This is a genomic window from Kitasatospora acidiphila (genome assembly GCF_006636205.1).
In the GTDB taxonomy this organism is placed as follows: domain Bacteria; phylum Actinomycetota; class Actinomycetes; order Streptomycetales; family Streptomycetaceae; genus Kitasatospora; species Kitasatospora acidiphila.
This window is the reverse complement of sequence record NZ_VIGB01000003.1, coordinates 7,084,440-7,110,664: the sequence shown is the minus strand read 5'-3', so window position 1 is coordinate 7,110,664 and position 26,225 is coordinate 7,084,440. Positions and strand designations below refer to the sequence as shown.

Here is a 26,225-nt window from a genome sequence, read left to right as displayed (position 1 = left end):
CTTACTTGACGGACTTCAGGCCGATGGTGGCGTAGTCGATCTCCGCCGACCAGATCGGGCTGCCGAAGGCGCCGGCGATGTTGGAGCCGACCAGCAGCGGCTTCTTCTGCCAGGTGACCGGGATCGCGGGGGCCTCGTCCATGACCTTGGCGTCCAGCGCGTTCCAGGCCTGGTTGGCCGCGTTGGTGTCGGTCAGGCTCTGGATCCGGTCGATCTCGGCGTCCACCGCCGGGTCCGCGAACCGGCTGGTGTCACCGTTGTTGCCGGTGTCGGTGATGATCCGGCTGTCGAAGATCATCGGCAGGAAGGTGGCGCCGGACGGGTAGTCCGGGCACCAGCCGTTGAGGGACATCCCGGTCTGCCGGCTCTTGTCGCCGATCGTCGAGGTGGCCACGCTGGCGTCGACGATGTTGAGGGTGACATTGACGTTGATCTTCTTCAGGGCCGCCTGGACCGCCTCGGCCTGGCCCTTCTGGGCGTTGTCGGCGGTGAGCTCGGTGGAGAAGCCGCCGCTCATTCCGGCCTGGGCCAGGTACTGCTTGGCCTTGTCCGGGTCGCCGGCGGTCGGGATCTTGAAGTGGTCGATCGCGGTGCCGCCGGTCAGCGAGGGCGGCAGGTAGGTGGTGGCGATGTCGGACAGGGCCGGGCCGCCCACGGCCGACTGGTAGGCCTCCTTGTCGATCCCGTACTCGACCGCCAGGCGGGCGTTCTGGTTGTTGAACGGCGGCTTGCTGGTGTCCAGCGTGACCATCGCCGTGCAGTTCTCGTTCTCGCTGACCAGGCGGGCCTTGACGTCCGGGTTGGTGATCACGTCGGCCACCTTGGCGGCGGACATGTCGGCGTACATGATGGCGCTCTGGTCGTCACCCTGGTTGGCGATCAGGCGGTCGGCGATCCCCTCGGGGCTGCCGGACTGGTCCATCACGATCTTGTCCGGGTAGGCCTTGCGGACCGAGTCGGTGGACTGGTCCCAGTTGGTGTTGCGGACCAGGGTCAGCTGCTTGCCGCGGTCGTAGCTCTCCACCTTGTACGGGCCGGAGGAGAACACGTGGTTGCCGTAGGTGGTGCCGCCTTCGTGGGCCTTGGGCACCGGGGCGAAGGTGGGCAGCGTGACGGTGTAGCCGAACTCGGCGACCGGGCGCTTGAGATGGAAGACGATGGTCTTCGCGTCCGGCGTCTCGATCGAGTCGTTGCCGAGTTCCTGGCCCTTCAGCGGGCCCTTGTAGCCGGCCGGGGCGACCAGGTACTTCTTGGCGTAGTCGGGCCCGCCGGAGAGGTCCGGGTCGTAGGACCGCTCGACGTTGTACTTGACGTCGGCGGTGGTGATCGGGGTGCCGTCCTCGTACTTGAGGCCGTCCTTGAGGTGGAACGTCCAGGTCTTGTCGCCGTCGCTGGCCTCACCGGTGTTGGTGGCCAGGTCGCCGGTGATCTGCAGACCGTCCTTGCCCGGCACCGCCTTGAAGGTGGTCAGCGTGCGGTAGAGCAGCCGGATGCCGAAGTCCATCTCGGGCTCGGTCCAGTTGCGGGCCGGGTCGAGCTGGGAGATGTCCTGGTTGGACAGGATGTGCAGGGTGCCGCCCTTGACCGGCGTACCGCCGATGATCCCGTCTCCCTGGGTGGTCAGCCCGGCGCCGTTGGAGGCCTGGTCGCTGCTGTTGTCCTTGCTCTTGGAACACGCCCCGAGGCCGAGGGTGAGTGTCGCCGCGATCGCCGCCGCGAGGGCGGCGTGGGTACGCCTGGTCATGTGCAACTCCGCGATGGGGGGCCGAGTTTGGGCCGCGAACTCGGGCGGTCCGCCCATGGGGTAGCCGCCTTCGATGTGTGACCCGTAACATAGTAATGTGAAATTGCACTAGCAAGGGCTGGGCGGCTCCGTTATCCAGACGTATCCGGACGGAGTCTCAACTCCCTTGCCGTGCACACCGAAAGACGCAGATCAGGACCACCCCATCGGACAAAAGCCGCACCTGGAGGAGATGCCCCCGTGACCTCGCAGCCCACCCCGCCCAACGTCGGCAGCCACGACCTACCCATCTCCCCGGCCCTCGCCGCCTTCATGGCCGGCGGCTGGGCCGCCACTCCGCTGCCCGCCGACGCCCGGGTGGCCGGCCACGATGTGCTGCCCGCCCGCCGCGCCAAACTCTCCACCCACTTCCCCGGCGCCCGACTGGTCATACCTGCGGGCCAGTTGAAGGTGCGCACCAACGACTGCGACTACCGGTTCCGCCCGCACACCGGCTACGCCTGGCTCACCGGACTCACCGGCGAGGACCAGGCCGGCAATGTGCTGGTGCTGGAGCCCAGCGGCCCCGAGGGGCACGAGCCGGTCCTCTACCTGCGCCCCCGCTCGCCCCGCGACGGCTCCTCGGACGAGTTCTACCGCGACCGCCGCTACGGCGAGTTCTGGGTCGGCCGCCGCCCCGACCTGGGCGAGTCCGCCCAGCTCACCGGCCTGCGCACCGCGCACCTCGACGAGTTGGAGAAGCTGCTCGCCGGGCCGGCCCCCAGCGGCGGAGTGCGGCTGCTGGCCGGCGTCGACCCGTCGGTGGACGCGCAGCTCGGACTCAGCGACGGACTGGCGCCCGTGCTCGGCGAGTTGCGCCTGATCAAGGACGCCTGGGAGGTCGACCAGCTGCAACTCGCCGTCGACCACACCACGCTGGGCTTCGAGGACGTGGTCCGGGCGCTGCCGACCGCCCTGCGGCACCACCGCGGCGAGCGGTGGCTGGAGGGCGTCTTCAACCTGCGGGCGCGCGCCGAGGGCAACGGCACCGGCTACGAGACCATCGTGGCCTCCGGCGCCCACGCCGGAGTGCTGCACTGGATCCGCAACGACGGCCCGCTGGACAGCAGCCAGTTGCTGCTGCTCGACGCCGGCGTGGAGACCGACACCCTCTACACCGCGGACATCACCCGGACCCTGCCGCTCAGCGGCACCTTCACCCCCGTGCAGCGCCAGGTCTACGAACTGGTGCTGGCCGCCCAGGACGCCGGGATCGCCGCGCTGCGCCCGGGTGCCGCGTTCCGCGACTTCCACCGGGCCGCGATGCGGGTGATCGCCGAAGGCCTGCACGACTGGGGCGTGTTGAAGGTCTCCGCCGAGGAGGCGATGCGGGAGGACAGCGGCCTCTACCGCCGCTACACCCTCTGCAGCAGCGGCCACATGCTCGGCCTCGACGTGCACGACTGCGCCAAGGCCCGCAACGAGACCTACCTCGACGGCGTCCTGGAGGCCGGCCAGGTGCTCACCGTCGAACCCGGCCTCTACCTGCAGCCCGACGACGAGACCCTGCCGCCCGAGCTGCGCGGCATCGGCGTCCGGATCGAGGACGACCTGGTGATCACCGAGGACGGCGCGCGGCTGATGTCCAGCGCGCTGCCGAGGACGGTGGCCGGGATCGAGCAGTGGATGGGGGAACTGCTGGGCTGACGGCTCGCCAAGCGGTGGGCGGCCCTGCGGGGTCGGACGGGTCGCCCACCCCCGCAGGGGACCGAATGGCTGAACCGTGGGCCGGTTCCCCGCCGACACCCCGGTCCTGTCGGAGAACGGACCCCGGTGCGGAGGATCGTGTCGGCTATGCGACGAGCGATGATCCTCCGTTACGGCGCGGTGCTGATCGGCGCGCTGCTGATCGCGGGCGCGTTCCTGACCGCGTTCTGGGTGACTCCCACCTATGTGGCCCGGCTGCCCGACGACGTGAACGTCCAGCGCCCGCTGGCCGGCACCTTCAACACCCTGCTCGACCAGCAGGCCCTGGCCCAGGGCAACCTGGTGGGCGCGGTCAAGCACAACGTGCCGCTCGCCATCAACCGCAACGTCAAGGTCCTGAAGACCTCGGACGACTCCGCCCTGGTGAGCGACGCCCGGACGACCACGGCCGCGGGCACCCAGGTCGAGCAGACCACCTGGCAGTACGCGGTGGACCGCAAGAGCCTGGAGCCCGTGACGAGCCACCCGAGCAGCTGGTCGGTGGTCGACGCCCAAGGTCTGACGATCAGCTTCCCGTTCGGCACGAAGAAGCAGACCTACACCGGCTGGGTCCCGGAGAGCGCGACCACCGTCCCGGTGGCCTACAGCCACTCCGAGCAGCGCTCCGGCCTGAACACCTACGTCTTCCAGGCGACCATCCCCAGCAGCCGGATCACCGACAGCCAGGTGCTGGCCGGCCTGCCCAAGGCGCTGCCGCAGAGCCTGCTCAGACTCCTCGTCCAGTTCGGCCCGCTGACCCCCGCCCAGCAGCAGGAGCTGACGACGCTGCTCCCGACGCTCGGCGATCCGGCACCGCTGGCATACACCCTGCAGGGCAACGACACCTTCTGGGTGGAGCCGGAGACCGGCGCCGTGATCGACGTCAAGCGCGCCCAGCAGCGCACGGCCGCGGTCACCGCCCCGAACGGCACCCTCATCCCGCTGCTGCCGGTCGTCGACGCCACCTACCAGCAGACCCCGGCCGCCGTGAACTCCGCCGCCAATGACGCGAAGAACGGCCGGGACGACATCGAGCTGGCCGGCACGACGCTGCCGATCATCGCCGGCATCATCGGCGCGCTGCTGATCCTCGCCGCCCTGCTGATCCGCCGCCGTCGCCGCCCGTCCGAAGCCGCCGCCCCGGTGGAGCAGCCGCCCCAGGACACCGCCGACTGACGCACCGATTTCGGATCCGCCGCATTCGAACCTGATGAATGGTCGAATCCGTTACGGCCGTTACCGCTCATACGACCAGCGGTAACGGCCGTACTCGTGGCAGGGGTTCACCTCGCGCGGGAAAATACGCACCGATAATGTCCTTCCGTGCAGCATTAACAAACCGGCGCCAACACCATTGACGAGTTCGATCGGGCCCTGATTACCTGTCACCCATCGCCGCCGCCAAGGCATCACCGCGATGGACCGCTCTGCCATTTCCAGCAGACGATTGGGGCCGACCTTCATGGAAATGATCCCCTATCTCGTCGCCGACGAGATGTTCTACCGCCCACTGGATGAGGCGGACCCGTCCGCTGCGGGTACCGAATACCACCCGTGCGAGCTGCCCGCCTCGTGGTCGACGCAGGCCAAGGGCATCTGGCAGGTCTGCACGCCCCAGGAGGGGATCCGGGCCAGCCGGGGCTGGAAGGTCCACGTCTCCGCGGCCCCGAAGCGCGCGCAGCACGTCCTCGACATCGCCTCGGCCATCTGCGTCGAGCACGGCGTCGCGTTCAAGTACCTGCGGAACTGGATGAGTTTCGGCTGGGTCCACCACAAGCAGGGCCCGCGCGTCCAGGGCGGCAAGTTCATGGCCGTCTACCCGCCGGACGTCGAGACCGCCCGCGCGCTGATGACGGCCCTGGCGGACGCACTGGAGGGCGAGGAGGGGCCGCACATCCTCGGCGACCGGCGCTTCCGCGACGGGTCGGTGGTCGCCTACCGCTACGGGGCGTTCACCGAGATCGCCCGGATCCGCCCGGACGGGACCCGCCAACTGCTGGTCGAGGCCCCCGACGGCGCTCTTGTCCCCGACGAACGCAGGCTCAACTTCGCACTGCCCGACGGCATTCAGGACCCGTTCGCACCCGAGCCGTCCACTGCCGGGCCATCCGCACCGAAGGAGGTCAGCTTCGAGGGGCTGCGCTTCACCAAGGTGCTGCGGCACGCCAACGGCGGCGGTGCGTTCCTCGCCGAGCAGGCGGCGACCGGAGCGACCGTCTTCGTCAAGGAAGCCCGCCGGCACACCGGGCTGCACTGGTCCGGAACCACCGCCGTGGAACGGCTCCAGCGCGAATACGACACCCTGCGGGCGCTCCATGAGGCGGTTCCCGGATTCGCACCCGAACCACTCGCGCACTTCCAGCGGTGGGAGAACTCCTACCTGGTGACCAGTCTGGTCGCGGGCCAGTCCTTGCAGGGCTGGGTGCTGAACAACTTCCCGTACTTCCACACCGGCGCCGACAGCGCCGAGATATCCGGCTACTACGAGCGGTGCCTGCGCATCTTCCAGCAGTTGTCCGAGCAGATGGAGCGCCTGCACGCGGCCGGGTTCGCGTTCGTGGACGTCAGTCCGAACAACGTCATGGTCGACGACCAGGACGTGGTGCGACTGGTCGACTTCGAGAGCGCGGGGCGGATCGACGGCCCGCTCGACCGGATGGGTACGCCGGGCTACTTCCCGAGCGTCGCCCAGAAGGGACTGCGCGAGCGGAACACCAAGGATCCGCGCTTCCTCGACGAGTTCGGATTCGCGGCGATCGCCCAACTGCTGCTGCTCGGGCCGATGCACTACGTCACCCAGCAGCAGCCGACCGCACTCCACCACCTGCTCGCCGCCACCAGGCCCGCCACCGAGCCGGGACCGGCCACCGAGCAGATCACCCGCGCCCGCGAGCACCTCTGGCAGGCGGCGACCCGCTTCGTCGACCCGCAGATCCCCAGCGACCTCCCCACGCCCGAGGAGGTCGCCGCCTCCCCCGCCGAGCACCTGCGGGTGCTGCGCGACCGGACCGCCGACGCCCTGCTCGCGATGGCCGCGCCCGAGAGGACCCCGGTCTTCCCGACCGTGCCGCGCGGCTACCTCAGCAACACGCTGTGCGTGGCCTACGGCACCGCCGGCGTGCTGCACGCCCTGCGGCTGGCGGGGCGGCAGGCGGATCCCGCGATCGTCAGCCGACTGGCCGACGATGCCCTCCGGGAGCCGGAGAAGCTCCCGCCCGGCCTGCACACCGGACTCGCCGGCATCGCCTGGGTGCTCGCCGACCACGGCCGGCTCGACGAGGCGCGCACGCTGCTCGAAGCCGCCCGCAGCCACCCCCTCCTCGCCGAGCGGGCGACCCTCGCCGAGGGCACCGCCGGCGTGGCCCTGGCCCACCTGGCGCTGCACGGCCACGACCGGGACGAGAAGCACCTGCTGCTCGCCCAGGAACTCCGGGCCCGCGTCCCGGAAGGCGCCGACCTCGCGCCGCTGCTCGGCGACAACGACACCACCGGCCTGCTGCACGGACGACCGGGCATCGCACTGCTCGACTACTACCTGCACCACCTCACCGCCGACGACCGCGCCCTGTCCCGTGGCCTCGCCCTGCTCGCCGAGGAGCGCGCCCGCGCCGTCCCCTACGACCACCTGGGCCTGAGCTTCCCCGTCTCCGGCATCGACGGCCGCCGGTTCATCTACCTCGGCCGCGGCTCGGCCGGCTTCGCCACCGTGGCAGCGCGCTATCTGCCGTACGGTGACGAGGAGTTGGCGGCAGCCGTCGCCGAGTCGCTGATTCCGTCGTCGGTCCCGACGACCATCTACGGCGGCCTCTACGAGGGCCGGGCCGGGCTGGTGTACTCGCTCGCCGAGCACGCGGCCATCACCGGCTCCGCAACCGGGCGGGCCGCAGCGTTCGACGCCGCCGCACGGCTCTTCTGCTACGCCGTGGAACACCCCACCGGCGTGCTCTTCCACGGCGAGTACTTCGCCAGGTACAGCGCCGACCTGTGGTCCGGCTCGGCGGGCGTGCTGCTGGCCCTGACCCGACTGCTGGACGACCGCCGCGACGCCTTCTTCACCCTCGACGGCCTCGTCGGCACCGCCGGCCACCACTGAGCGCCGCCGACCACCACTGAGCACCGCTGACCACCACTGAGCACCGCTGACCACACTGAGCCGCACCGCGAAACCAGTCCCCCGTGGGACCACAGATGTCCCGGGCCACCGGGCAACCGCCAGGTCGCAGGCCTGCCCTGCACCGACCGAGAGAGGGAGGAACCACATGAACGAGGTCCTTGAGCTCCAGCTGATGGAGACCGAGCTGTCGTACCTGGGCGCCGACGAGGCCGGGGCGTTCTGCAGCTGCTCCAGCGGCAGCACCGCCGGCTGCGGCTACGACACCAGCGCGACCATCGACTGACGACCAGTCAGACCATGACAGCGCGGTCCCGGGTCATCACCCGGGGCCGCGCCTGGCCATGCCCGGACAAATTCGCGCGACATCGGTCAAATCACTGGCTAGCCTGGCAAGTTCGCCCTTCGTGACCTCAGGATTCGTGACCTCAGGAGGAGACTGCCATGGACCAGCCCCTGTACGAGCTGACCGGACCGCACGAACACGGCCTGCTCGATGTCGGCGACGGCAACCGGATCTACTGGGAGACCTTGGGCAACCCCGACGGGAAGCCCGTGCTGAACGTGCACGGCGGCCCCGGCGGCGGCGGACGCCGCAGCCGGACCTCGGGCCTGAACCCCGAGGACTTCCGCATCATCCGGTTCGACCAGCGCAACTGCGGTGACAGCCTGCCGCACGCCTCCGATCCGTCCGTGAGCCTCGAACACAACACCACCGACCACCTGATCGCCGACATGGAGCACCTGCGCGAGCACCTCGGCGTCGAGCGCTGGCTGCTGTTCGGCGGCTCCTGGGGCTCGGCCCTGATCCTCGCCTACGCCCAGCGCCATCCCGAGCGGGTGTCCGAAATCGTCATCGTCAGCAGCTTCCTGGGCCGGCAGGAGGACATCGACTGGCTCTACAACGGGCTGCGCCCGCTGCTGCCCGGCGCCTGGGAGGCGTTCCGCGACGCGCTGCCCGCCGCGGACCGGGACGGCGACCTGGTCGCCGCCTACAACCGGCTGCTGAACAGCCCGGATTCGGATCAGGCGGTCCGCCTGCAAGCGGCCCGCGACTGGTGCGCCTGGGAGGACGCGGTGATCGCCCATGAGGCGCTCGGCCATCCGGGCGCGTACAGCAACCGGCCGGACGACGCACTGCTGGCCCTGGTCCGGATCTGCGCCCACTACTTCGCCAACAACGCCTGGCTCGAGGACGGCCAACTGATCCGCGACGCCCACCGGTTGGCGGGTATCCCGGGTGTGATGGTGCAGGGTCGGCTCGACCTGGGCTGCCCGCTGAAGGGTCCCTGGGACTTGGCCCGGGTCTGGCCCGACGCCGAGTTGAAGGTGATCGACGAGGCGGGGCACACCGGCAGCCCCACCATGCGGCAGACCGTGCTGGACGCACTCGCCCGGTTCGGCAAGAACGGGCGCTGACGCAGGGCGAGTTCCGACGGCGCCGTGCGGCGGCGGCCTTCCGCTGCCGGCCGCCGCACAGCGTCACACGGCGCCACGGCCGAGGACCCCGGCTCACCCTGGCGGGGGATGGGGATACGACCCGGGCACGACGCGGCAGGGTGAGGCGGACGGTGAAGGTGGGGTTCCCGCAACGGAGAGAAGGAATCCCCGATGGATCGGTTCGACAGAGCAGGTCGGCTGGCCGCATACGGGGCGGCACTGGTGATGGCGCCCTACACGGTGATCAAGGTCTGCTGGGTGGTCGGCGCCATCGCGGGGCTGCTGCCGATCGGTGCGGGCTTCAGCCTGGCCGGGTGGGTGGTGCTCAACACCACAACGATCGGCATGGCGGGGCTGGGGATCGGCATGGCTCTCGCACTCGTCCGACCCTGGGGGATGCGCATCAAGGGCCCGCTGGTGGCGTTCGTCGCCTGGGTGGGCTCGGGGTTCCTGGTCGCCATGCTGCCGTACGTCGCGCTGGACGCACTGCTGGGCGGCGGCTCGGGCGGCAACTCCGGCGGTGGCCAGGCGTCCGGCAACCAGGGTGCGTCGATGCCCGGCTGGGAGGCCGCGATGATCCAGACCAGCTTCGTGGGGATGGGCCTTGGCCTGGTGGTCGCCCTGCCCGCGTACTGTCGGCGGCGCTGGCCGGACGCGTTCGCCGGCCGGGTCGGTGACGGCCGCGCGGGCGGCCCGCGCCGGGTGCTGTGGGCAGCGGGCGCGGGCGCGGCGATCGGCCTGGTCTGGCTCTACTGGGCGATCGGCGGCCCGGCCGGGATCGCGCACCCGGCGGCCCGGGACATCGACTGGCGTCTGCTGAACGGGGTGTGCGGGTCGTGGGCGGTCACGGCCGCGGCCGCCACCTGGGTGATCGGCCGACGGCGGCCCGTCCGGCTGTCCCGCTGGGTGCCGTTGACGGCTGGGTGGTTGGGGACGGGCTCGCTGTTCGCGTGGAGCGGCTGGAAGTTGGCGATCACGTTGTACCTGGCGACGGCGCGTCCTGCCGGTGCGACGCTGCCGGAGAACCTCGCGGTCGCCGCCCTGCTGCATGCCGGCGCGGTGGCAGCGGGCGCGGTCATGGTGTCGGCACTCGTCCGAACTCGCAAGCCGGCGGCGGACGCAGCGACTCCATGACCGGGCCTCAACAGTGCTGGCGGCCCGCTCAGACCTCCAAGTCGCCCTCGATCCGGCGCAGCTGGTGGCGGGCCATCGCCAGGTTGGCCCGGTTGCGGTCCAGCGCCAGGTAGAGGAACAAGCCCTTGCCGGAGCGGCTGGTGAGCGGGCGGATCAGGTGGTACTGGTCGGTGAGCGTGATCAGGATGTCCTCGATGGCGGAGTTGAGGTTCAGCATCTCTATCGCGCGCACCTTCGCCCGGACCACGTCGGTGTTGGCGGCTGCGGCCACGGCGAGGTCGAGCTCGCCCCCGCCCAGCGTGCCGAGGGCCATGCCGCTGTTGTAGTCCACCAGGGCGACGCCGATCGCGCCCTCGATGCTGCTCATCGCGTCCTTCAGGGCGAGGTCAGTGCTAGTCATGGGAGAGTTTCCTTCGAGGTCGTGGGCAAGGTGGTGCAGAACAGAGACGGTGTCTGACGTCCCGTCAGACACCGAGCGGCGAGCCGGGAACCGGTGCCCGGCGCAGCTGCGCGTCGGCGAGCGCGGCGATCCGGCTGCCGGCCCGGCGGGCTTCGAAGTGCAGCAGGCCGACATTGACGTCCGGCCCGGTGAACAGGGTGAGCACAAGGAAGGCGCCGGCGGCGTAGGTGGCGGTGTAACCGCGTTCGCCGCGGCTGAGGAGCTCCAACAGGGCGCCCTGGCCGGTGGCTTCGGCCAGTCGGGCGCCGACGCCCAGCGCGGCGGCGGTCAGCGCGGCGACACCCTCCGGCTCGACACCGTCGGCGTCGTGCGCGATGACCAGGCCGTCGACCGTCGCCAGCAGCACGCCGGTGAGCTGCGGCAGTCTCGCCCGCACTTCCTTGAGTTCACCCATGATGTCCGGCAGGGCGGCCGAGTCGAGTACGGGTGACATGGCCTGCCTCCTTCCTGATAGCTGCCGCAGGGCGCGCTTCATGACGGGCTTCGGCGGTCGACGGGGGTGAGCGGGAGCCTCACAGCCGGGCCTCCAGGGCGGCTCGAATCCGAAGCAGCATGGCCACGTCCGGATCTGACGGATCGACGGGTGGACGATCTGGCGCCGCGGCGGCCCCGGATCGGGGCGGCTCGGCGGGCGGGCGGGGCGGCAGGCGCAGCAGGCCGGCCGCGGCGAGCAGCCGGACGTCCAGCAGCACTCCGAAGACGGAGCGGCCGAGCCGGGCCGCCAGCTGCGGTGGTGTCAACTGGCCGTCGGTGGCTGCCAGTACGGCCTGCAGGCGGCGCCCGGGTGGCATTCCCGGGCGGACCTCGGCGGCGACGACGGGGGCGGTGTCCAGGTCGGGCCGGGCCAGCACCTGGTCGAGCAGCGCCCGTCGACGCCCGATCGCCTGGCGCAGCGCCTCCAGCGGAAGGGTGCGCGTCAGGCCGTCCGGCGTCGGTGCGGCGTGGAACTCGAACTCGCCGCCGACCTGGCCGAATGCGTAGTAGGCGGCATCCAGGAGCCGTTCCCGCCAAACGAGTTCGGCCTCGAAAGGCCGCCGGGTCGGAGAGCCGAACGGGACATCGGCGACCAGTGGGCTGCGCGCCCCCGCGACCGCGCCGTCCGAGAGCCAGACGGTCCCGCTCGGTCCTCGCAGGGCCCCTGCGGCTCCTCGCGCCCCGAGCTCCGCCAGCGCCGCCTCGAAGGCACCGACCGGATACCGGTTCCGCGACCACCGGCGCCTCGGTAGCGGCCGCCCGGCCGGCGAACTCGGCACCCCGGAGGCCGGCATGGTCACCGCGGTCATCGGTCCGCCGCCAATCCCTCGGCTGCCACGGCCAGTTGGCGCCTCGCCAGGGCGAGGTTCCCGGCGGCGCGGTCCAGCTGGAGGTGCAGCAGCAGCCGTGCGTCGAACCCGGCCGTCAGGAACCGGATCAGGTGGTACCGGTCGGGCGTGCTGACGATCACGTCCTCGGCGCCCGGGTCATCGGCGAGGGGGTCGGCGAACGAGGGCTGCAGCATGACCACGCGCGCCAACTCCGCGACGTCGGCGGCCCCGTGGGCATGGTCGCCGCCCGGCCCCTCCCCCGCGACGGCGAGCGCCAGCCCACTCGTCCAGTCCACCAGGCTAGCGCCGCGCGCACCGGAAATTGTCATGACTTCGACAAGCATCCCGTCGATCTCCGGCACCGCACATCCCTTCACTGGACAGCACGACGTGCCATGGTCACCGCTTCGCCCGGTGACCGCGTCGGGGCGCTACGTTACTCCCGTTCGAGTGACTGCACGGGCTTTCGTCATGATCACTTGGCATATGACAGCATCTGCACAGGTGCCCCACAGCTGCCCTCACGGCACCGGAGCAACCCGATCCCGGGCGCGCCGCGACGCGCCCGGCGACCGGCGCTCCGGTCAGCTCGCGGGCCGGACCAGCGTGCCCGCATCGGTGTTGGCGCCGCAGAGCACCACGCAGACCTTCTCACCGGCACCCGGCCGGTAGCCGCGGTCCGGTGCGGCGGCCGGGCCGGTCAGGGCCGCAAGCGCGGTGGCGGCGGCGTGCTCGACCGCCAACCGCCACTGCTCCCACAGCGACTGGCGGGCCCGGACGATCTCGTCGTCCGTCACCAGCACCGACCGCACACCACCCTGCTGGGCGACGTGCAGGGCCATGACAGAAGCGCGGCGGGCCCCGAGGGAGTCGGCGGCGACCGAGTCCACTGGGGCGTCGACCGGCCGACCGGCCTCGATCGCGGCATGCAGCGCACGGCAGTTCTCGGGTTCGACGGCGACCGTGCGGATGCCGTGCTGCCGGGCGGCCGTCGCCACCCCGGCGAACAGGCCGCCACCGCCGACCGCGACCAGCACGGTGTCCAGGTCCGGAATCCGCTGCTGGATCTCCTCCAGCAGCGTGCCGGCCCCGGCCGCGATCAGCGGGTGGTCGTAGGCGTGCGCGGCCAGCGCTCCGGTGGCGGCCGCGAACTCCTCGCAGGCGGCCAGGGCTTCCGCGTACTCCGAGCCGACCATCCGCACCTCGGCGCCATAGCCGCGGAGCCGGGCGACCTTCACCGCCGGCGCGGTCTCGGGCACGAAGACCGTGGCCCGCACGCCTTGCCGCTGGGCGGCCCACGCGCAGGCCAGCCCGGCGTTGCCGCCCGACGCGATGGTCACCCCGAGCTCGGGGAGCGCGCCGGCGTCTCGGTGCGCCTGGATGAAGTTCTGCGCGCCCCGCGCCTTGAACGACCCGGTGTGCTGCATGAACTCCAGGGCCAGCCACACCTCACCCGGTCCGCCGAGGTCCGCCGGGACCACGGTGACGGGACGGATGCGTCCGGCGATCCGATCGCGGGCGGCCTTGATGTCGCCATAGCCGAGCTGGTGCACGTCGCTGCTCCTACCGGGAGGCCGAGGGATGGTCAGCTTCCAGTGGACCACTGCGCCGCAGCCATCGCCATCAGCCGATCACGACCCATCGGTCCGGACCGAACCCGACGATTGCCGAACGTCCGGGCGGTGCCGTGTGGTTAGCATGCCGTCATGTCCGTAGCAGATCTGATAGTCCGCCAAGCCGTCCTGGCGGACGAGAGCGTGCTGGCCGAGCTCAACCACCTGACCTGGTCCTGGCTGAGCGACGTGACACCTCGGCCCGCCGTGAACGCGGCCCTCTTCGCCGACCAGCGGTCGCCTGACCAGTACCTGGTGGCCGAACGGAACGGCCGGGTGGTCGGCTTCATCCGGCAGGTGCCACCGACCCCGCTGGCGACCAACCAGCACGTCCGGCAGGTCCAGGGACTCGTGGTGGACCCGGCGGCCCGTGGCCACGGCATCGGGCGCGCCCTGGTCGAAGCGGCCTGCGAGTCCGCCCGCGACCAGGGCGCGCGCCGGATGACGCTCCGCGTGCTCGGCCACAACCAGCCGGCCCGCCGCCTGTACGAGCGCTGCGGCTTCGCCGTCGAGGGCGTCTGCCCCGAGGAGTTCCTGCTCGACGGGCAGTACGTCGACGACATCCTGATGGGCCGCAGCCTGCTCCCCTGATACCCGTGTCAGTCCTGGGCGAGCCGGACCAGCATCTTGCCGGTGTTGGCACCGCGCATCATGGCGAGGAACGCGCCGAGGGTGTTCTCGATGCCGTCGACCAGGGTCTCGTCCGCGCGCAGCGAGCCGTCGGCGAGCCAGGCCGCCGCCCGCTCCAGGTACTCGGGGAACAGGTCGAAGTGGTCGCCGACGTTCATGCCGCGCAGTGTGAGGCGCTTGCCGATCGCCAGTGGCAGGGTGTTCGGCCCGGGCGGCGGTTCGGTGGCGTTGTACACGGAGATCGCGCCGATCATGGCGACCCGGCCGTGCAGGTTCATCCGGCCGAGGGCCGCCTGCAGGTGGTCACCGCCGACGTTGTCGATGTAGACGTCGATGCCCTCGGGCGCGGCCTTGGCCAGTTGCGCGGGCAGGTCGCCCTGCCGGTAGTCGATCGCCGTGTCGAAGCCGAAGTGCTCGACGACCCGGCGGACCTTCTCCGGGCCGCCGGCTGAGCCGATGACTTTGGCGGCGCCGAGCTTCTTCGCCAGCTGCCCGGCCACCGAGCCGACGGCCCCGGCCGCGCCCGAGACGAAGACGACGTCGCCCTGATTGACCGGGCGGTGTCCGTGACACCCGCGTAGGCGGTCAGGCCGGTGGTGCCGAGCACGCCCAGGTACGCCTGGGCGGGGGCGAGCGCGGTGTCCAGCACCCGCACGGCCGGGGCGTCGACGACGGTGTACTCGCGCCAGCCGTTGAAGTGGGAGACGGTCGCGCCGACGGGCACGTTCTCGGCCCGGGAGGCGACGACCACGCCGACCGCGCTGCCGGTCATGGTCTCGCCCAGCTCGAACTGCGGGATGTAGGACGGGCCTTCGTTCATCCGGCCGCGCATGTAGGGTCGACGGACAGCCAGGTGTTGCGGACCAGCACCTGGTCCGGCTCCGGGTCGGCGACGGTGACGGTGGTGAGGGCGAAGTCCGCCGGCGCGGGCTCGCCGACCGGGCGGGCGATCAGCTGCCACTCACGGCTGGAAACGGGCATGGTGTACCTCGATGCGTGCGTACGGAAGGTGATCGGTGGTCAGGCCAGCTTCTTCAGCAGCTCCGCAGCCAGCGGGGCCGACGAGGAGGGGTTCTGGCCGGTCACCAGATTGCCGTCGACGACCACGTTCGGCACCCACGGCTCGCCGACCTGGACGACGGCCTTCCTGGTCACCCGTCCCGGGCAGTCCGCCAACCCGCATGTGGCGCTGGTGCACGACCGCATCCTCGCCGCCGTCGAGGACTGGTGAGCCCGGCACCCGCTCCAAGCACCTTCAGTTCCAGGCGCCTTCAGTGGCAGGCGTCCGAGATCCCGTCCAGCCTGCCGGCTCCGATAATCGCTTGCGCACCCTCCTCATCCGGGGCAACGTCGCCTGACTCCCAGTGAAAAGTGAAAGCCGAGAAGAAGATGACCACGCAGACCCCCATGTCGACCAGGAGCTCATCGACGCCGCGGCGCAGGTCGCCCGCACCCGCTGCCGGGGTGACAACCACACCATGGCGGCCGCAGCCCGCACCCGCGACGGCCGGATCGTCACCGCGGTGAACGCCTACCACTTCACCGGAGGCCCCTGCGCGGAGCTGGTCGTCATCGGCACCGCAGCCGCCCAGGGCGCCTACGAGTTGGACACCATCGTCGCCGTGGGCGACCGCGAGCGCGGGGTCGTGCCACCGTGCGGCCGCTGCCGTCAGGTTCTGCTCGACTACTTCCCCACCATCAACGTCATCGTCGGCGCACCCGACCGCCTCCGTGCCGTCCCCATCATCGACTTGCTGCCCGAGAGCTACGTCTGGGCCGACCACCAGCTCGACGCCGACTGAACCCGCGCGGCTCGGCCCGCCAGCGGCAGCCGGGCCATCTGCTCAAGCCGAGATGACGTAGTGTGCAGCCGGTGAACGAGCTGATCTTCCGAGGCAGAGACCGCCTTCGACCGTCCTGGCGGAACGCTGCGATATTGAGCGTCCTGTTCGCCCTCCAAGGAATCCTCGTCGCTCCCCGGCTCGGTCTGACGGGCGCCTGCTGGGTGCTCGGCGGCACCGTCGCGCTCGTCGTTGCCAGCGTCTACGTCTCGTCCCGGAGTTGGACCACGGTCGGAGCCGCCGGCATAACCATCTGCTGGGGCTTCGGGTCCGGCAAGACCTACTCCTGGGACGAGATCCGCTGGATCGACGTGCGCGAGACCGGCAGCCAGTCCGGAACGACGTATGCGCCTCGGATCTTCCTCCAGAACGGGCGGCGCCGCTCCCTGCCCGGGCTCGCCCACAACGCCCTCTACCCGTACCCCGACTTCGAGACGGACTTCCAGCGGGTCGTCAACTGGTGGGAGCTGAGCGCGGGGCAGGAAGCCCGCACCCCGCCGCCGAAGCAGCTCCGCGATCGGGTCAGCCCGGGAGTGCTCGGGGTCGTTCTCGGGCTCGTCATCACCGTCGTCGTCATCGCGGCCGTCTTCGCGCAGGGTTAGGGCACTACCGGTACGGCACCTCACCCCGGCAGGGCGTCCTCAAGCCGCGCCAGCTCCTCCGCGCTCAGCTCGAGCTCCGCGGCCCTGGCCGAGTCGGTGATGGAGACCGGACGGCTGGCTCCCGGTACCGGGATCACCGCCGGGGAGCGGGCGAGCAGCCAGGCCAAGGCGATCTGCTGCGGGCTGACGCCGTGGTCGGCCGCGATGCGGTGGAACGCGGTGCCGACGGAGGTGGGGCCGGACGGGCCGTCGAGGGAGCTGTGCGAGATGCCACCCAGCGGGCTCCAGGGCAGGAAGGCCAGCCCCAGCCGGGTGCTCAGCCGCAGCTCCGCCTCACTGTCGCGCACGGCCGGCGAGTACTGGTTCTGCACGGAGGCGAGTCCGTCCCCCAGGATCGCGTGTGCCTCGCGGATCTGGGCGGTGGTGACGTTGGAGATCCCGGCAGCGCGGATCGTGCCGGCGTCGAGCAGCTCGCGCAGCGCGCCGACGGACTCCGCCCAGGGCACGGCGGGGTCCGGCTTGTGCAGCTGGTAGAGGCCGATCGCGTCGACGCCAAGGCGCTTGGCGGAGGCCTCGGCGGCTTGCTTGAGGTGTTCCGGGGTGCCGGTGACGGTCCAACTGCCGTCGCCGGGGCGACCGCGGCCGCCCTTGGTGGCGACCAGGATGCCGGAGGTGTCGCCGCCGTAGCGGGCCAGGGCGCGGGCGATCAGCAGTTCGTTGTGGCCGACCTCGCCGGCGTGCCAGTGGTAGCTGTCGGCGGTGTCGATGAGCGTGACACCCGCGTCCAGGGCGGCGTGGACGGTGGCGATGGCCCGTGTCTCGTCCGGACGGTGCTCGATGGACAGCGGCATCGCGCCCAGGCCGATGGCGCTGACGACGGTGTCCGCGATGGTGCGGTACTGCATGGTCGCTCCGTTCCTCAGGCGTTGGGTGACGGTTCGTCGGTGAGGGCTTCGGCGACGGCGCCGGGCAGCCAGTCGGTGGTGCGGGAGAACGAGAAGCCCAGCTCCGTGGCGCGGGCGTTGCTCATCGCGTAGTGGCGGTCGAAGGAGAACGGCGACGCCTCCTCGCCCGCCTGGACGGTCCGGACGACGGGCGCCCGGCCGACCTGCGCGGCGATGATCGCGGCGAGGCCGTGTACGTCGAGCGGGCCGTGGGAGCAGGCGTTGAGCGGACCGGTGAAGTCGGTGGCGGTGGCCGCCCACCGCAGCAGCTCCGCCAGCTCCTCGTAGTGGATGAACACCGTGGGCAGCGCCTTCGCGTGCACGGCGATCTCCTCGCCCCGGGCGATGCGCTCGGCGTAGTGCGCGAGTCGGCCGGTGAACTCCTGCGGGCCGCCTCCCAGCACGTGCGCGCTGCGCACCGAGGCGAACTCGAAGCCGCCGGCGCGGGTGAGGACGGCCTCCGCCTGGCGCTTGCCCTCGGCGTAGTGCGCCTCCAGGTACGCCTCGTCGTGCCAGGGAAGGTCCGCGGCCACCAGCCAGTCGGCCGGATCCACGAGCTCCTCCGGCACCGGCGCGCCCGGCGGGAGCGCCGGCAGCGCGGCGCTCGCCGGGTCGTAGACCTCGATCGTGGACGTCATGACGTAGCGCCGGGTACGGCCGGCGAAGGCACGGGCGGCGATGGCGGCCTGCACCGGGGTGTAGCAGACCTGGTCGACGACCACGTCGAAGCTGCGGGAGCCGAGCGCGGCCATCAGGGCGGCCTCGTCATCGCGGTCGACGACGAGGTGCTCGACTCCGGCGGGCGGCGGGGCGGAGCCGCGGTTGATCACAGTGACCTGGTGGCCCGCCGCCTGAAGGCGCTTCACCAGGAGCTTCCCAAAGTACCGGCTTCCGCCGATGACGCAGATCGCTTGCATGCCCCCCATCCTGGAGAGCTATGGTCATCAGCAGAAGTACTGACTTGCTGGAAACGTATTAAGGCAGACTGTTGATCGATGTGCAGCGGCTCCGCGTCCTGCGGGCGGTGGCGGAGCACGGCAGCTTCAACCAGGCGGCCGCCGCGCTGCGCCTCACCCCCTCGGCCGTCTCCCAGCACGTGGCCGCCCTGGAGCGCAGCCTCGGCGCCCAGGTCGTCGCCCGCAGCACCCGCGGCGTCACCCTGACCCAGGCCGGCCGGATCATGGTCGGCGCCGCCGAATCCGTCGCCGCCGAGCTCGAGCACGCGAAGCAGCAGGTCGACCGGCTCAGCACGGGCCGCGTACAGCTCACCGTCGCCACCTTCACCAGCGGCGGCCGGCTCCTGCTGCCCGGCGCCCTCACCCGGCTGATGGCGGCCCACCCCCGCGCCGTGCTGCACGTCAGGGAGAGCGAGCCGGAGGACGCCCTGCCGCTCGTCCGCCAGGGCGCCGTGGACGTCGCGCTCGCCTACCACTTCGACGGTCCGCTGCCCCTCGGACCGGGCCCCAACTCCAGCCTGGAGTGGACCCCGCTCCTGGAAGACCCCCTGCACGTCGTCCTACCCCGGGGGCACCGGCTGGCCGGCAGCGATGTGCTCGACCTCGCCGAGCTGGCGGCCGAGCCCTGGGTGCTCGGCTGCCTGAAGACCGAGGCGTACCTGCGCCGCTACGCCGAGCGCGCCGGCTTCGCTCCGGACGTGCGCGGGACCACCACCGACTACTTCTTCGCCCGCTCGCTCGTCGCCGCGGGCATGGGCGTCTCCCTGATCCCCTTCATCGCGCTCAGCCCCGAGATCCCCGGCCTTCGCACCGTCCCGGTCAAGCCGCCGGGACCGGTCCGGCACATCGGTGTCGCCGCGATCGGCCGCAGTGACCGGCCCCATGTGACGACGCTCGTCGAAGCCCTCCGCGAGCAGGCCTCGCGGCAGCACCGGCAGGGAAGTTGATCCCGCATCGGGCTGCCCTCCCCCGCGTCACACCGTGCGACTACCGTGGTACGCGTTCCGCCCCACCAGCAGCGTCCCGCCTCGAAAGGGCCTCCCATGAGCCTCTACGACATCCCCCTGCGCACCCTGTCCGGCGAGCCCACCTCGCTGGCCGCCTACAAGGGCAAGGCCGTGCTCATCGTCAACGTCGCCTCCAAGTGCGGCCTCACCCCGCAGTACGCCGGCCTGGAGCGGCTGCAGGAGCAGTACGGCAGCCGCGGGCTCACGGTGCTCGGCGTGCCGTGCAACCAGTTCGCCGGCCAGGAGCCGGGCAGCGCCGAGGAGATCCAGACCTTCTGCTCCACCACCTACGGCGTCACCTTCCCGCTCCTGGAGAAGACCGACGTCAACGGCGACCAGCGCCACCCGCTCTACGTCGAGCTCACCCGGTTCGCCGACGCCGAGGGCAACGCCGGTGACGTGACCTGGAACTTCGAGAAGTTCCTGGTCTCCGCCGAGGGCGACGTGGTCGGCCGGTTCCGCCCGCGCACCGAGCCCGAGGACGCCACCGTCGTCGCGGCCATCGAGGCGCAGCTCCCGGCCTGACGCCACACCGGCCGGCCCGCCCTCGCCGTCCATGACGGCCGAGGGCGGGCCGGCCACCCCAGGCGCCGCCGATAACCTCGACCACATGCTGCTTGCCGCCATCCCGTCCCCGCCCACCAACGGGTTCCATCTCGGGCCGCTCTTCATCCACTTCTACGCCCTGAGCTACATCGTGGGCATCGGCCTCGCCGTGGCCCTCGGCCGGCACCGCTGGCGGGTGGCGGGCGGCGACCCGGCGCTGGTGGACGACGTCGCCCTGTGGTGCGTGCCGGCCGGAATCATCGGCGGCCGGCTCTACTTCGACCTGACCACGCCCAAGTACATTCCGCCGCACTGGTGGGGCCCGTTCGCCGTCTGGGAGGGCGGGCTCGGCATCTGGGGCGGGGTCGCGCTGGCCACCGCCGTCGGCATCTGGCGGGTGCGCCGGGCCGGCGCCAGTGTGCCCGGCATGATGGACGCGCTGGCGCCGTGCCTGCTGATCGCCCAGGCCATCGGCCGGATCGGCAACTACTTCAACCAGGAGCTCTTCGGCGGCCCCACCAACCTCCCCTGGGCCCTGAAGATCGACCCCGGTTACCGGCCCCCCGGCTACCTCCAGGACCCGACCTTCCACCCCACCTTCCTCTACGAGCTCATCTGGGACCTGGCGCTGGCCGCGCTGCTGATCTGGCTCGGCAACCGCAAGCGGCTCCAACCGGGCAGCCTGATGGCCCTCTATGTGATGGGGTACTCGGCGTTCCGCATCTTCGAGGAGTCGATCCGCGTCGACCCCTCGCAGTACTTCCTCGGTCTGCGGCTGAACTTCTACGTGGCGTCGGGCCTGGCGCTGTTCGGGCTGGTCTGGTTCATCGTCCTCCAGCGACGCAAGCGGGACTGACTGCCCCACGAGGCCCCCGGGAAGGCGGGTTGACCCCGCCAGGAAAGCGGGTTTGACCCTCCAGCGGCAGGAGACCGGACAGTGGTGGACATGCCCGACGACACCCCCCTCCTCACCATCGGCGAACTGGCCCGGCTGACCGGACTGACGGTCAAGACGATCCGGTACTGGTCCGACGAGGGGCTGGTGCCGCCGGCCGACCGAACCCCCGCCGGCTACCGGCTCTACGGTCCCGACGCACTGCTGCGCCTGGGCCTGGTCCGTACGCTGCGCGACCTCGACGTGGACCTCGCCACCGTGCACAAGGTGCTGGCAAGCGAGTTGACCCTCGCCGAGGTCGCCGAGGCACACGCGGCCGCCCTGGACACCCGGATCCGCGCGATGCAGCTGCACCGGGCCGTGCTGCGGACGGTGGCCGAGCGGGGCACCACCACACCCGAGGAGATCGCACTCATGCACAAGCTCGCCCGGCTCTCCGATGCCGAACGACGCAACCTGATCAACGACTTCATCGACGACACCTTCCGCGACCTCGATCTGGCCCCCGACTTCCTGCCGATGCTGCGGGGCGCGATGCCCGAACTGCCCGCCGACCCGAGCCAGCAGCAGACCGACGCCTGGGTGGAGCTCGCCGAGCTGGTGCAGGACCAGGACTTCCGGGCCGGCCTGCGGCGGGCCGCCACCGCCCAGGCGCACTCGGCAGCGGAGGTGGGTACGCCGCCGGGCGACGCCTCCCGGGGCATGGCGGCGCTGCTGACCGACCGGGTCGCCGCCGCCGTGGCAGCCGGCATCGCCCCCGACTCACCCGACGCCCGGCCCGTGCTGGACGAGTTGGTCGGGGCGTACGCCGAACTGGTCGGCCGCACCGGCGACGCCGAGTTCCGCCGCTGGCTGCTGGCCACCCTGGAGGCGACCACCGACTCGCGGTACGAGCGGTACTGGCAGCTGCTCGGCATCATCAACGGCTGGCCGACGGCCGACGGTGCGCCGTCGGACACCGCAGGTGCCGCCGCCTGGCTGATCCAGGCACTGCGGGCCGGCTGACGGAACACCACGGCGGGACGGGCCCGGCCGGGACGTCACGATGCCGGTGCCCGCCCCGCCGAAGCCCCCGCCGGCCGCCCCTGTCGCGCGCTCTACGCTGGCCCGATGGCACAGGTCACCGAAGCCGCGGCACACTGCGCACCGCTGTCCGTCCTGGTCGTCGAGGACGACCAGGACATCGCCGCCTTGCTCGGGCGGGGGCTCGGCCGGGAGGGGTACGCGGTCCGGCACGCCGGGACGGGGGCCGAGGCGCTCAGGGCGCGACCGGTGCCCGACGTGGTGCTGCTCGACCTGGGGCTGCCCGACCTGGACGGTGTGGAGGTCTGCCGCCGGCTGCGCCGGGAGTCGGATGCCGCGATCATCGTGGTGACCGCCCGCGGGGAGGAGGCCGACCGGGTCGCGGCACTCGACGAGGGCGCCGACGACTACCTGGTCAAGCCGTTCGGGCTGGCGGAGCTGCTGGCCCGGCTGCGCGCGGTGCTGCGGCGGACCCGTCCGACCGGCAGCGAACTGCTGGTGCACGGCCCGCTGACGGTGGACCCGCGCACCCGCCGGGTCAGCGTGCACGGCCAGGAAGTCGCGCTGACGCCAAAGGAGTTCGACATCCTGCACTGCCTGGCCGTCGATCCGGGGCGGGTCGTGACCCGTCAGGTGATCCTGGAGCGGGCCTGGGACGCGCACTGGTACGGACCGACCAAGGTGCTGGACGTCCACATGGCGGCGCTGCGTCGCAAACTGGCCGTCGACGGGCTGATCGAGACGGTCTACGGCCGGGGCTTCCGGCTCGGCGATCCCGCCGCCCTCGGCGGCCCGGCCACCGCTACTGCCCCGGCCACCGCTACCGCCGCTGCTCCGGCCACCGCTACCGCCACCGCCGCTGCTCGGGATTCCGCGCCGTGACCCGGCGCATCGCGCTGAGCGTGCTGGCCCTGGTGACAGCGCTGCTGGTGCTGGCCGTGGTGCCGCTCGGCATCTCGATGAGCGACCGGGAGCGCGACTCGTTCCGGGGGCAGACGGCGGCCACGGCCCGCGCCATCGCCGCGGCGGCCGAGGAGCACCTGTCCGACCACCGCTCCGACGCCGATGCCGCCGAGCAGCTCTCGGCCGCCGCCGCTCGCGGCGAGTGCGCCCAGGTGTTCGATGCGCACGGGGTCGAGGTGCTGTCCACGCCGTGCCGGGCGGTGCTGCCGCCGGGCGTGCTCGCCCAGGCGCTGGGCGGCGGCCGGCAGCAGTCCGTGCCGCGGGACGGCCGGCTGACCCTCGCCGTGCCCATCGGGGACAGCGTGCCGCCCGCCGGGGCGCTGGCGTTCTCCCGATCGACCGACGATCTGAACGACCGGCTGATCACGATCTGGAGCTGGCTGGGCCTGTGCGGGTTGGGTGCCCTCGGCGCGTCCGTGCTGGTCGCCGTCCGGCTGGCCCGCTGGGTCGGGCGCCCGCTGGCCGACCTCGACACGGCCGCCGGGCGCTTGGGCGAGGGAGACCTGGAAGCCCGCGCGGCGGTGTCGCAGGGCCCGCCGGAGGTGCGCCGCCTGGCCGCCACCTTCAACGCCATGGCCGCCCGCACCGAGAACCTGGTGCACGGCCACCGCGCGGTCATCGCCGATGTCTCGCACCAGTTGCGCACCCCGCTGACCGCGCTGCGGCTGCGCCTGGACCTGCTGTCGGCCGATGCCGGGGACGACACCACCGCCCAGGAACTCGCCCGGGCGCAGCACGAGGTGGCCCGGCTGTCCCGGTTGGTGGACGGCCTGCTCGCCGTCGCCCGGGCGGAGAACGCGGTGCCCCGGCCGGCTCCGGTCGCCGTCGACGAGGTCATCGCCGACCGCATCGGCGCCTGGCAGCCGGTGGCCGAGGAGCGCGGTGTGCGGCTCACGGCGGGCGGCCCGGGCCGGCTTACTGCGCACTTGGCGGCCGGGGACCTGGAACAGGTGCTGGACAACCTGCTCGCCAACGCGCTGGAGGCCGTGCCGGACGGCGGGCTGGTTGCGATCGAGACCGGCCGGCAGCCGGAGCAGGGCGAGGTGCTGCTGTCCGTCGTGGACAACGGCCCCGGGATGGACGGCGCCGCCCGGGAGCGCGCGTTCCGCCGCTTCGACGCCGGGCGCCCGAACGGGACCGGCCTGGGGCTGGCCATCGTGCACCGGCTGGTCACCGCCAACGGGGGGCGGGTCGCGCTGGAGCCCACCCCGGGCGGCGGACTGACCGCCCTGCTCCGCCTGCCCGCCGGGTCGGCGGCCTCCCGGGGCTCGCGCCGCGAACGGCGGGCGCCGCGGGCCGGCGCGGCTCCCTCCGGCTGAGCCAGGGGCCGCTGACGACCGGCGCGCCCGGCTCGCTCAGCCCGGCCCGGCCCGGTCCCGGTCAGCGCAGCCCAGCCCGGCCCGCTCAGCCCAGCTGCCAGGCGCTCGCGAGGTGCTCGCCCGCGAAGGCGAGGGCCGTACCGACGGCCAGGGCCACCGCCACCACCGCCCAGCGGCGGCCGACACCCGGAATCCGGAGCGCCTGGCCGGCCAGACGGCGCCGGGTGGCGGCGAACAGCCGGGGCAGGTGCAGCAGGACGTGCAGCGAGGTGACGCTGATCCAGCCGAGGAACATGAGCTTGTGCAGCAACAGCACCGGGACCGGCCCGGCGGTGTCCTGGCCGACCAGCGCCAGGGTCAGCCCGGTGGCGAGCAGGCCGACCGTGCTGGCCGCCACCAGCGGGCCGAGCAGCCGCCGCACCAGTGGTGGCGCACCCTGGCGGCGGTAGGACCGGGCGCCCAGGTAGTAGCGGACGATGCGGTAGCCGGTGCTCGCGAGTTTCAGGCACGCCGGGCCGAGCAGCAGCAGCCCGACGAACACATGGACCGCCACCAGGCGGCTGATCGACAGGATGGTCCAGCCCTGGACGGCGAGCAGCGGCACCAGCAGCACACCTGTGACGGTGGTGAGCCGGGTATTGCCCCCGGGCCCACTCTCGTCATCGGCGCCCACGCCGTCCACCTGCGGAGCATCGTTCGTGAGGGTCACCAGACCGTCCTCATACTGATCCGGGCGCGCCTCGCCGACCGCGCCGCGATCCGGCGCGCTGCCGGGCCGTCAGCAGTGTGCCTGACGGGTGGTTAAGAACTGGTTCAGCTACCCGGCCCCGGCCCCCTCGCGCAGCTGAATGCTCATGAATACCGCAGCTCAGACCGCCCGCCACAGCTCGGCCGTGATCTCAGCGGCCGGCCCCGGACGGGCGCTGCGGAACGCCGTACCCGCCCACAGGTGCATCGACTGCACATCCCCGGCCCGGGAGGCGGCCTGGCGCAGCGGGGCGGTGAGGTGGTGCACCTCCGGGTAGGCGTAGGGTGCCCGGCCGGCGTGCCGGTCGATGAACGAGTTCCGCAGCCCGCGCGCCGCCCGCCCGGTGAACGCCCTGGTGATGGCGGTCTCCGTGAACTCCGGTGACCGCAGGGCCGCCCGGTGCCCGGCAGCGGTGCCGGCCTCGTCGGCGAGCAGGTAGGCGGTGCCGAGTTGGACGGCTGCGGCGCCGGCGGTCAGGGCGGCCGCGATCGCGGGCCCGTCGCCGATCCCGCCGGCCGCGATGATCGGCAGGCCGACGGCCGCCCGCACCTCGGCGAGCAGCGTGAGCAGCGGCTCGGTGCCGGGCGCGGCCGCCACGCTGTGGGTGCCGCGGTGGCCCCCGGCCTCCGGCCCCTGCACGGCGAGCGCGGACATCCCCAGTTCCGCCGCGGCCCTGGCCTCGGCCACGCTGGTGACGGTGGCGACCTGGGCAGTGCCGACCGCGGCCAGCGCCTCGGCCTCGGCGGGGGTCGGCAGCCCGAAGGTGTACGAGACCACTGGCACCGGGTCGGCGAGCAGGGCGGCGATCTTGGCGGCCCAGTCCTCGTCATCGGCCGGGATCTCCTCGGGCAACCGGGCGCCCAGCCGTTCCGCGTCCGGCCGCAGCTCCTCCCGGTAAGCGGGCAGCCCCGCCAGCACGGCCGGGTCGCTGGCCGCCGGGACGAAGAGATTGACGCCGAACGGACGGTCGGTCAACTTCCGTGTGGCGGCGATCTGTTCACTCATCGCCGTGGCTGTCCGATAGCCCGCGGCCAGGCTGCCGAAGCCGCCGGCAGCGGCCACGGCCGCCACCAGTTCCGGGGTGGAGGCACCGCCGGCCATGGGCGCGGCGAGGATGGGGAGCGCGACGTCCTGGAGGGTGAACATGTCCTTACTCTACGAACCGTCAGCACCGGCGGGCGGGCAGCCGGGCATCGCTAGCTCGCCGGGGTCGGGCGCCC

General features: G+C 72.1%; 26 protein-coding genes and 2 pseudogenes. 15 read left to right on the top strand and 13 right to left on the bottom strand.

The features are described 5' to 3' along the window. Position 1: 1 nt before the first annotated feature. Complete coding sequence (locus E6W39_RS33675; protein ID WP_141636703.1) at positions 2 to 1,744, bottom strand: ABC transporter substrate-binding protein; 1,743 nt, start codon at positions 1,742 to 1,744, stop codon at positions 2 to 4. 240 nt (positions 1,745 to 1,984) lie between these two features. Between E6W39_RS33675 and E6W39_RS33670 the strand changes: the two genes are divergently transcribed. Next, entirely contained in the window at positions 1,985 to 3,430 is a 1,446-nt protein-coding gene (locus tag E6W39_RS33670) for an aminopeptidase P family protein (protein WP_181799564.1), read from the top strand. A gap of 159 nt (positions 3,431 to 3,589) precedes the next feature. Continuing rightward, positions 3,590 to 4,645 carry a porin PorA family protein gene (locus E6W39_RS33665; RefSeq protein ID WP_181799563.1) on the top strand — a complete coding sequence of 352 codons (1,056 nt, stop codon included), beginning with the start codon at positions 3,590 to 3,592 and terminating at the stop codon, positions 4,643 to 4,645. A gap of 60 nt (positions 4,646 to 4,705) precedes the next feature. Here E6W39_RS33665 and E6W39_RS33660 read toward each other — a convergent pair whose 3' ends face one another. Then, the gene (locus E6W39_RS33660; protein WP_141636701.1) at positions 4,706 to 4,933 is read right to left on the bottom strand and encodes a hypothetical protein; all 228 of its coding nucleotides are present in this window, start codon (positions 4,931 to 4,933) and stop codon (positions 4,706 to 4,708) included. 4 nt (positions 4,934 to 4,937) lie between these two features. Between E6W39_RS33660 and lanKC the strand changes: the two genes are divergently transcribed. The 4 genes from lanKC to E6W39_RS33645 all read left to right on the top strand — a co-directional run bounded on the left by lanKC (position 4,938) and on the right by E6W39_RS33645 (position 10,154). After that, complete coding sequence (lanKC, locus tag E6W39_RS33655) at positions 4,938 to 7,562, top strand: class III lanthionine synthetase LanKC (protein WP_141636700.1); 2,625 nt, start codon at positions 4,938 to 4,940, stop codon at positions 7,560 to 7,562. 166 nt (positions 7,563 to 7,728) lie between these two features. Continuing rightward, positions 7,729 to 7,866: a hypothetical protein gene (locus tag E6W39_RS39955; protein ID WP_180356358.1), complete on the top strand. Its 138-nt coding sequence runs from the start codon at positions 7,729 to 7,731 to the stop codon at positions 7,864 to 7,866. Between the two features lie 158 nt (positions 7,867 to 8,024). Further along, the gene (gene pip, locus E6W39_RS33650; RefSeq protein ID WP_141636699.1) at positions 8,025 to 8,999 is read left to right on the top strand and encodes a prolyl aminopeptidase; all 975 of its coding nucleotides are present in this window, start codon (positions 8,025 to 8,027) and stop codon (positions 8,997 to 8,999) included. A gap of 192 nt (positions 9,000 to 9,191) precedes the next feature. Further along, a complete protein-coding gene (locus E6W39_RS33645; RefSeq protein WP_141636698.1) occupies positions 9,192 to 10,154 on the top strand; it encodes a hypothetical protein in 963 nt (320 codons plus the stop codon). A gap of 28 nt (positions 10,155 to 10,182) precedes the next feature. On the opposite strand, the gene E6W39_RS33640 is transcribed toward E6W39_RS33645, so the two are convergent. From E6W39_RS33640 to E6W39_RS33620, 5 genes are all read right to left on the bottom strand, one after another. Then, entirely contained in the window at positions 10,183 to 10,554 is a 372-nt protein-coding gene (locus tag E6W39_RS33640) for a hypothetical protein (protein ID WP_101379408.1), read from the bottom strand. Between the two features lie 64 nt (positions 10,555 to 10,618). After that, a complete protein-coding gene (locus E6W39_RS33635; RefSeq protein ID WP_323809126.1) occupies positions 10,619 to 11,047 on the bottom strand; it encodes a roadblock/LC7 domain-containing protein in 429 nt (142 codons plus the stop codon). A 79-nt stretch (positions 11,048 to 11,126) separates the two neighbouring features. Further along, the gene (locus E6W39_RS33630) at positions 11,127 to 11,897 is read right to left on the bottom strand and encodes a transcriptional regulator (protein ID WP_141636696.1); all 771 of its coding nucleotides are present in this window, start codon (positions 11,895 to 11,897) and stop codon (positions 11,127 to 11,129) included. Then, on the bottom strand, positions 11,894 to 12,280 hold the full coding sequence (locus E6W39_RS33625) for a hypothetical protein (RefSeq protein ID WP_141636695.1): 387 nt from the start codon (positions 12,278 to 12,280) through the stop codon (positions 11,894 to 11,896). Before E6W39_RS33625 ends, E6W39_RS33630 begins: the two co-directional genes overlap by 4 nt. Before the next feature lie 222 nt (positions 12,281 to 12,502). Continuing rightward, the gene (locus E6W39_RS33620; RefSeq protein WP_141636694.1) at positions 12,503 to 13,471 is read right to left on the bottom strand and encodes a threonine/serine dehydratase; all 969 of its coding nucleotides are present in this window, start codon (positions 13,469 to 13,471) and stop codon (positions 12,503 to 12,505) included. A 153-nt stretch (positions 13,472 to 13,624) separates the two neighbouring features. Between E6W39_RS33620 and E6W39_RS33615 the strand changes: the two genes are divergently transcribed. Further along, positions 13,625 to 14,122 (top strand): GNAT family N-acetyltransferase, encoded by a 498-nt coding sequence (locus E6W39_RS33615; protein ID WP_141636693.1) that lies wholly within the window; start codon positions 13,625 to 13,627, stop codon positions 14,120 to 14,122. An 8-nt stretch (positions 14,123 to 14,130) separates the two neighbouring features. Here the strand turns inward: E6W39_RS33615 and E6W39_RS33610 are convergent. Next, positions 14,131 to 15,142 (bottom strand): annotated as a pseudogene (locus E6W39_RS33610) (NADP-dependent oxidoreductase). A 39-nt stretch (positions 15,143 to 15,181) separates the two neighbouring features. After that, positions 15,182 to 15,298: pseudogene (locus E6W39_RS42215) on the bottom strand (type 1 glutamine amidotransferase domain-containing protein); the annotation flags it as partial. A 227-nt stretch (positions 15,299 to 15,525) separates the two neighbouring features. Between E6W39_RS42215 and E6W39_RS33600 the strand changes: the two are divergent. Together E6W39_RS33600 and E6W39_RS33595 are read left to right on the top strand one after the other, a co-directional pair. Further along, complete coding sequence (locus tag E6W39_RS33600) at positions 15,526 to 15,963, top strand: cytidine/deoxycytidylate deaminase family protein (RefSeq protein ID WP_141636692.1); 438 nt, start codon at positions 15,526 to 15,528, stop codon at positions 15,961 to 15,963. Between the two features lie 134 nt (positions 15,964 to 16,097). Further along, positions 16,098 to 16,604, top strand: a complete 507-nt coding sequence (locus tag E6W39_RS33595) for a hypothetical protein (protein ID WP_141636691.1) — start codon at positions 16,098 to 16,100, stop codon at positions 16,602 to 16,604. Between the two features lie 20 nt (positions 16,605 to 16,624). On the opposite strand, the gene E6W39_RS33590 is transcribed toward E6W39_RS33595, so the two are convergent. After that, on the bottom strand, positions 16,625 to 17,509 hold the full coding sequence (locus tag E6W39_RS33590) for an aldo/keto reductase (RefSeq protein WP_141636690.1): 885 nt from the start codon (positions 17,507 to 17,509) through the stop codon (positions 16,625 to 16,627). Between the two features lie 14 nt (positions 17,510 to 17,523). Continuing rightward, positions 17,524 to 18,465, bottom strand: a complete 942-nt coding sequence (locus tag E6W39_RS33585; RefSeq protein ID WP_141636689.1) for an NAD-dependent epimerase/dehydratase family protein — start codon at positions 18,463 to 18,465, stop codon at positions 17,524 to 17,526. Between the two features lie 71 nt (positions 18,466 to 18,536). Between E6W39_RS33585 and E6W39_RS33580 the strand changes: the two genes are divergently transcribed. The 6 genes from E6W39_RS33580 to E6W39_RS33555 all read left to right on the top strand — a co-directional run bounded on the left by E6W39_RS33580 (position 18,537) and on the right by E6W39_RS33555 (position 24,257). Beyond that, a complete protein-coding gene (locus E6W39_RS33580) occupies positions 18,537 to 19,451 on the top strand; it encodes a LysR family transcriptional regulator (RefSeq protein WP_141636688.1) in 915 nt (304 codons plus the stop codon). A 96-nt stretch (positions 19,452 to 19,547) separates the two neighbouring features. Continuing rightward, positions 19,548 to 20,036, top strand: a complete 489-nt coding sequence (locus E6W39_RS33575; RefSeq protein WP_141636687.1) for a glutathione peroxidase — start codon at positions 19,548 to 19,550, stop codon at positions 20,034 to 20,036. Positions 20,037 to 20,121: 85 nt separating this feature from the next. Continuing rightward, positions 20,122 to 20,913, top strand: a complete 792-nt coding sequence (gene lgt / locus E6W39_RS33570) for a prolipoprotein diacylglyceryl transferase (protein ID WP_181799562.1) — start codon at positions 20,122 to 20,124, stop codon at positions 20,911 to 20,913. 90 nt (positions 20,914 to 21,003) lie between these two features. Then, positions 21,004 to 21,957, top strand: a complete 954-nt coding sequence (locus tag E6W39_RS33565; protein WP_220140298.1) for a MerR family transcriptional regulator — start codon at positions 21,004 to 21,006, stop codon at positions 21,955 to 21,957. A gap of 105 nt (positions 21,958 to 22,062) precedes the next feature. Beyond that, positions 22,063 to 22,857, top strand: coding sequence for a response regulator transcription factor (locus tag E6W39_RS33560; protein WP_181799561.1), 795 nt, complete (start codon positions 22,063 to 22,065; stop codon positions 22,855 to 22,857). Beyond that, positions 22,854 to 24,257: a HAMP domain-containing sensor histidine kinase gene (locus tag E6W39_RS33555; protein ID WP_141636684.1), complete on the top strand. Its 1,404-nt coding sequence runs from the start codon at positions 22,854 to 22,856 to the stop codon at positions 24,255 to 24,257. The genes E6W39_RS33560 and E6W39_RS33555 overlap by 4 nt, the downstream gene beginning before the upstream one ends. An 85-nt stretch (positions 24,258 to 24,342) precedes the next feature. Here the strand turns inward: E6W39_RS33555 and E6W39_RS33550 are convergent, their stop codons facing one another. Together E6W39_RS33550 and E6W39_RS33545 are read right to left on the bottom strand one after the other, a co-directional pair. Beyond that, positions 24,343 to 24,966 carry a hypothetical protein gene (locus tag E6W39_RS33550; RefSeq protein ID WP_141636683.1) on the bottom strand — a complete coding sequence of 208 codons (624 nt, stop codon included), beginning with the start codon at positions 24,964 to 24,966 and terminating at the stop codon, positions 24,343 to 24,345. A gap of 159 nt (positions 24,967 to 25,125) precedes the next feature. Beyond that, positions 25,126 to 26,151 (bottom strand): nitronate monooxygenase, encoded by a 1,026-nt coding sequence (locus tag E6W39_RS33545; protein WP_141636682.1) that lies wholly within the window; start codon positions 26,149 to 26,151, stop codon positions 25,126 to 25,128. Positions 26,152 to 26,225: the final 74 nt, after the last annotated feature.

Excerpts from the sequence above, each read along its gene's own strand:
- E6W39_RS33675 (WP_141636703.1), bottom strand. The coding sequence starts at position 1,744 with ATGACCAGGCGTACCCACGCCGCCCTCGCGGCGGCGATCGCGGCGACA.
- E6W39_RS33665 (WP_181799563.1), top strand. The coding sequence starts at position 3,590 with ATGATCCTCCGTTACGGCGCGGTGCTGATCGGCGCGCTGCTGATCGCG.
- E6W39_RS33660 (WP_141636701.1), bottom strand. The coding sequence starts at position 4,933 with ATGAAGGTCGGCCCCAATCGTCTGCTGGAAATGGCAGAGCGGTCCATC.
- lanKC (WP_141636700.1), top strand. The coding sequence starts at position 4,938 with ATGATCCCCTATCTCGTCGCCGACGAGATGTTCTACCGCCCACTGGAT.
- E6W39_RS39955 (WP_180356358.1), top strand. The coding sequence starts at position 7,729 with ATGAACGAGGTCCTTGAGCTCCAGCTGATGGAGACCGAGCTGTCGTAC.
- pip (WP_141636699.1), top strand. The coding sequence starts at position 8,025 with ATGGACCAGCCCCTGTACGAGCTGACCGGACCGCACGAACACGGCCTG.
- E6W39_RS33645 (WP_141636698.1), top strand. The coding sequence starts at position 9,192 with ATGGATCGGTTCGACAGAGCAGGTCGGCTGGCCGCATACGGGGCGGCA.
- E6W39_RS33640 (WP_101379408.1), bottom strand. The coding sequence starts at position 10,554 with ATGACTAGCACTGACCTCGCCCTGAAGGACGCGATGAGCAGCATCGAG.
- E6W39_RS33635 (WP_323809126.1), bottom strand. The coding sequence starts at position 11,047 with ATGTCACCCGTACTCGACTCGGCCGCCCTGCCGGACATCATGGGTGAA.
- E6W39_RS33630 (WP_141636696.1), bottom strand. The coding sequence starts at position 11,897 with ATGACCGCGGTGACCATGCCGGCCTCCGGGGTGCCGAGTTCGCCGGCC.
- E6W39_RS33615 (WP_141636693.1), top strand. The coding sequence starts at position 13,625 with ATGTCCGTAGCAGATCTGATAGTCCGCCAAGCCGTCCTGGCGGACGAG.
- E6W39_RS33590 (WP_141636690.1), bottom strand. The coding sequence starts at position 17,509 with ATGCAGTACCGCACCATCGCGGACACCGTCGTCAGCGCCATCGGCCTG.
- E6W39_RS33585 (WP_141636689.1), bottom strand. The coding sequence starts at position 18,465 with ATGCAAGCGATCTGCGTCATCGGCGGAAGCCGGTACTTTGGGAAGCTC.
- E6W39_RS33575 (WP_141636687.1), top strand. The coding sequence starts at position 19,548 with ATGAGCCTCTACGACATCCCCCTGCGCACCCTGTCCGGCGAGCCCACC.
- lgt (WP_181799562.1), top strand. The coding sequence starts at position 20,122 with ATGCTGCTTGCCGCCATCCCGTCCCCGCCCACCAACGGGTTCCATCTC.
- E6W39_RS33565 (WP_220140298.1), top strand. The coding sequence starts at position 21,004 with ATGCCCGACGACACCCCCCTCCTCACCATCGGCGAACTGGCCCGGCTG.
- E6W39_RS33560 (WP_181799561.1), top strand. The coding sequence starts at position 22,063 with ATGGCACAGGTCACCGAAGCCGCGGCACACTGCGCACCGCTGTCCGTC.
- E6W39_RS33545 (WP_141636682.1), bottom strand. The coding sequence starts at position 26,151 with ATGTTCACCCTCCAGGACGTCGCGCTCCCCATCCTCGCCGCGCCCATG.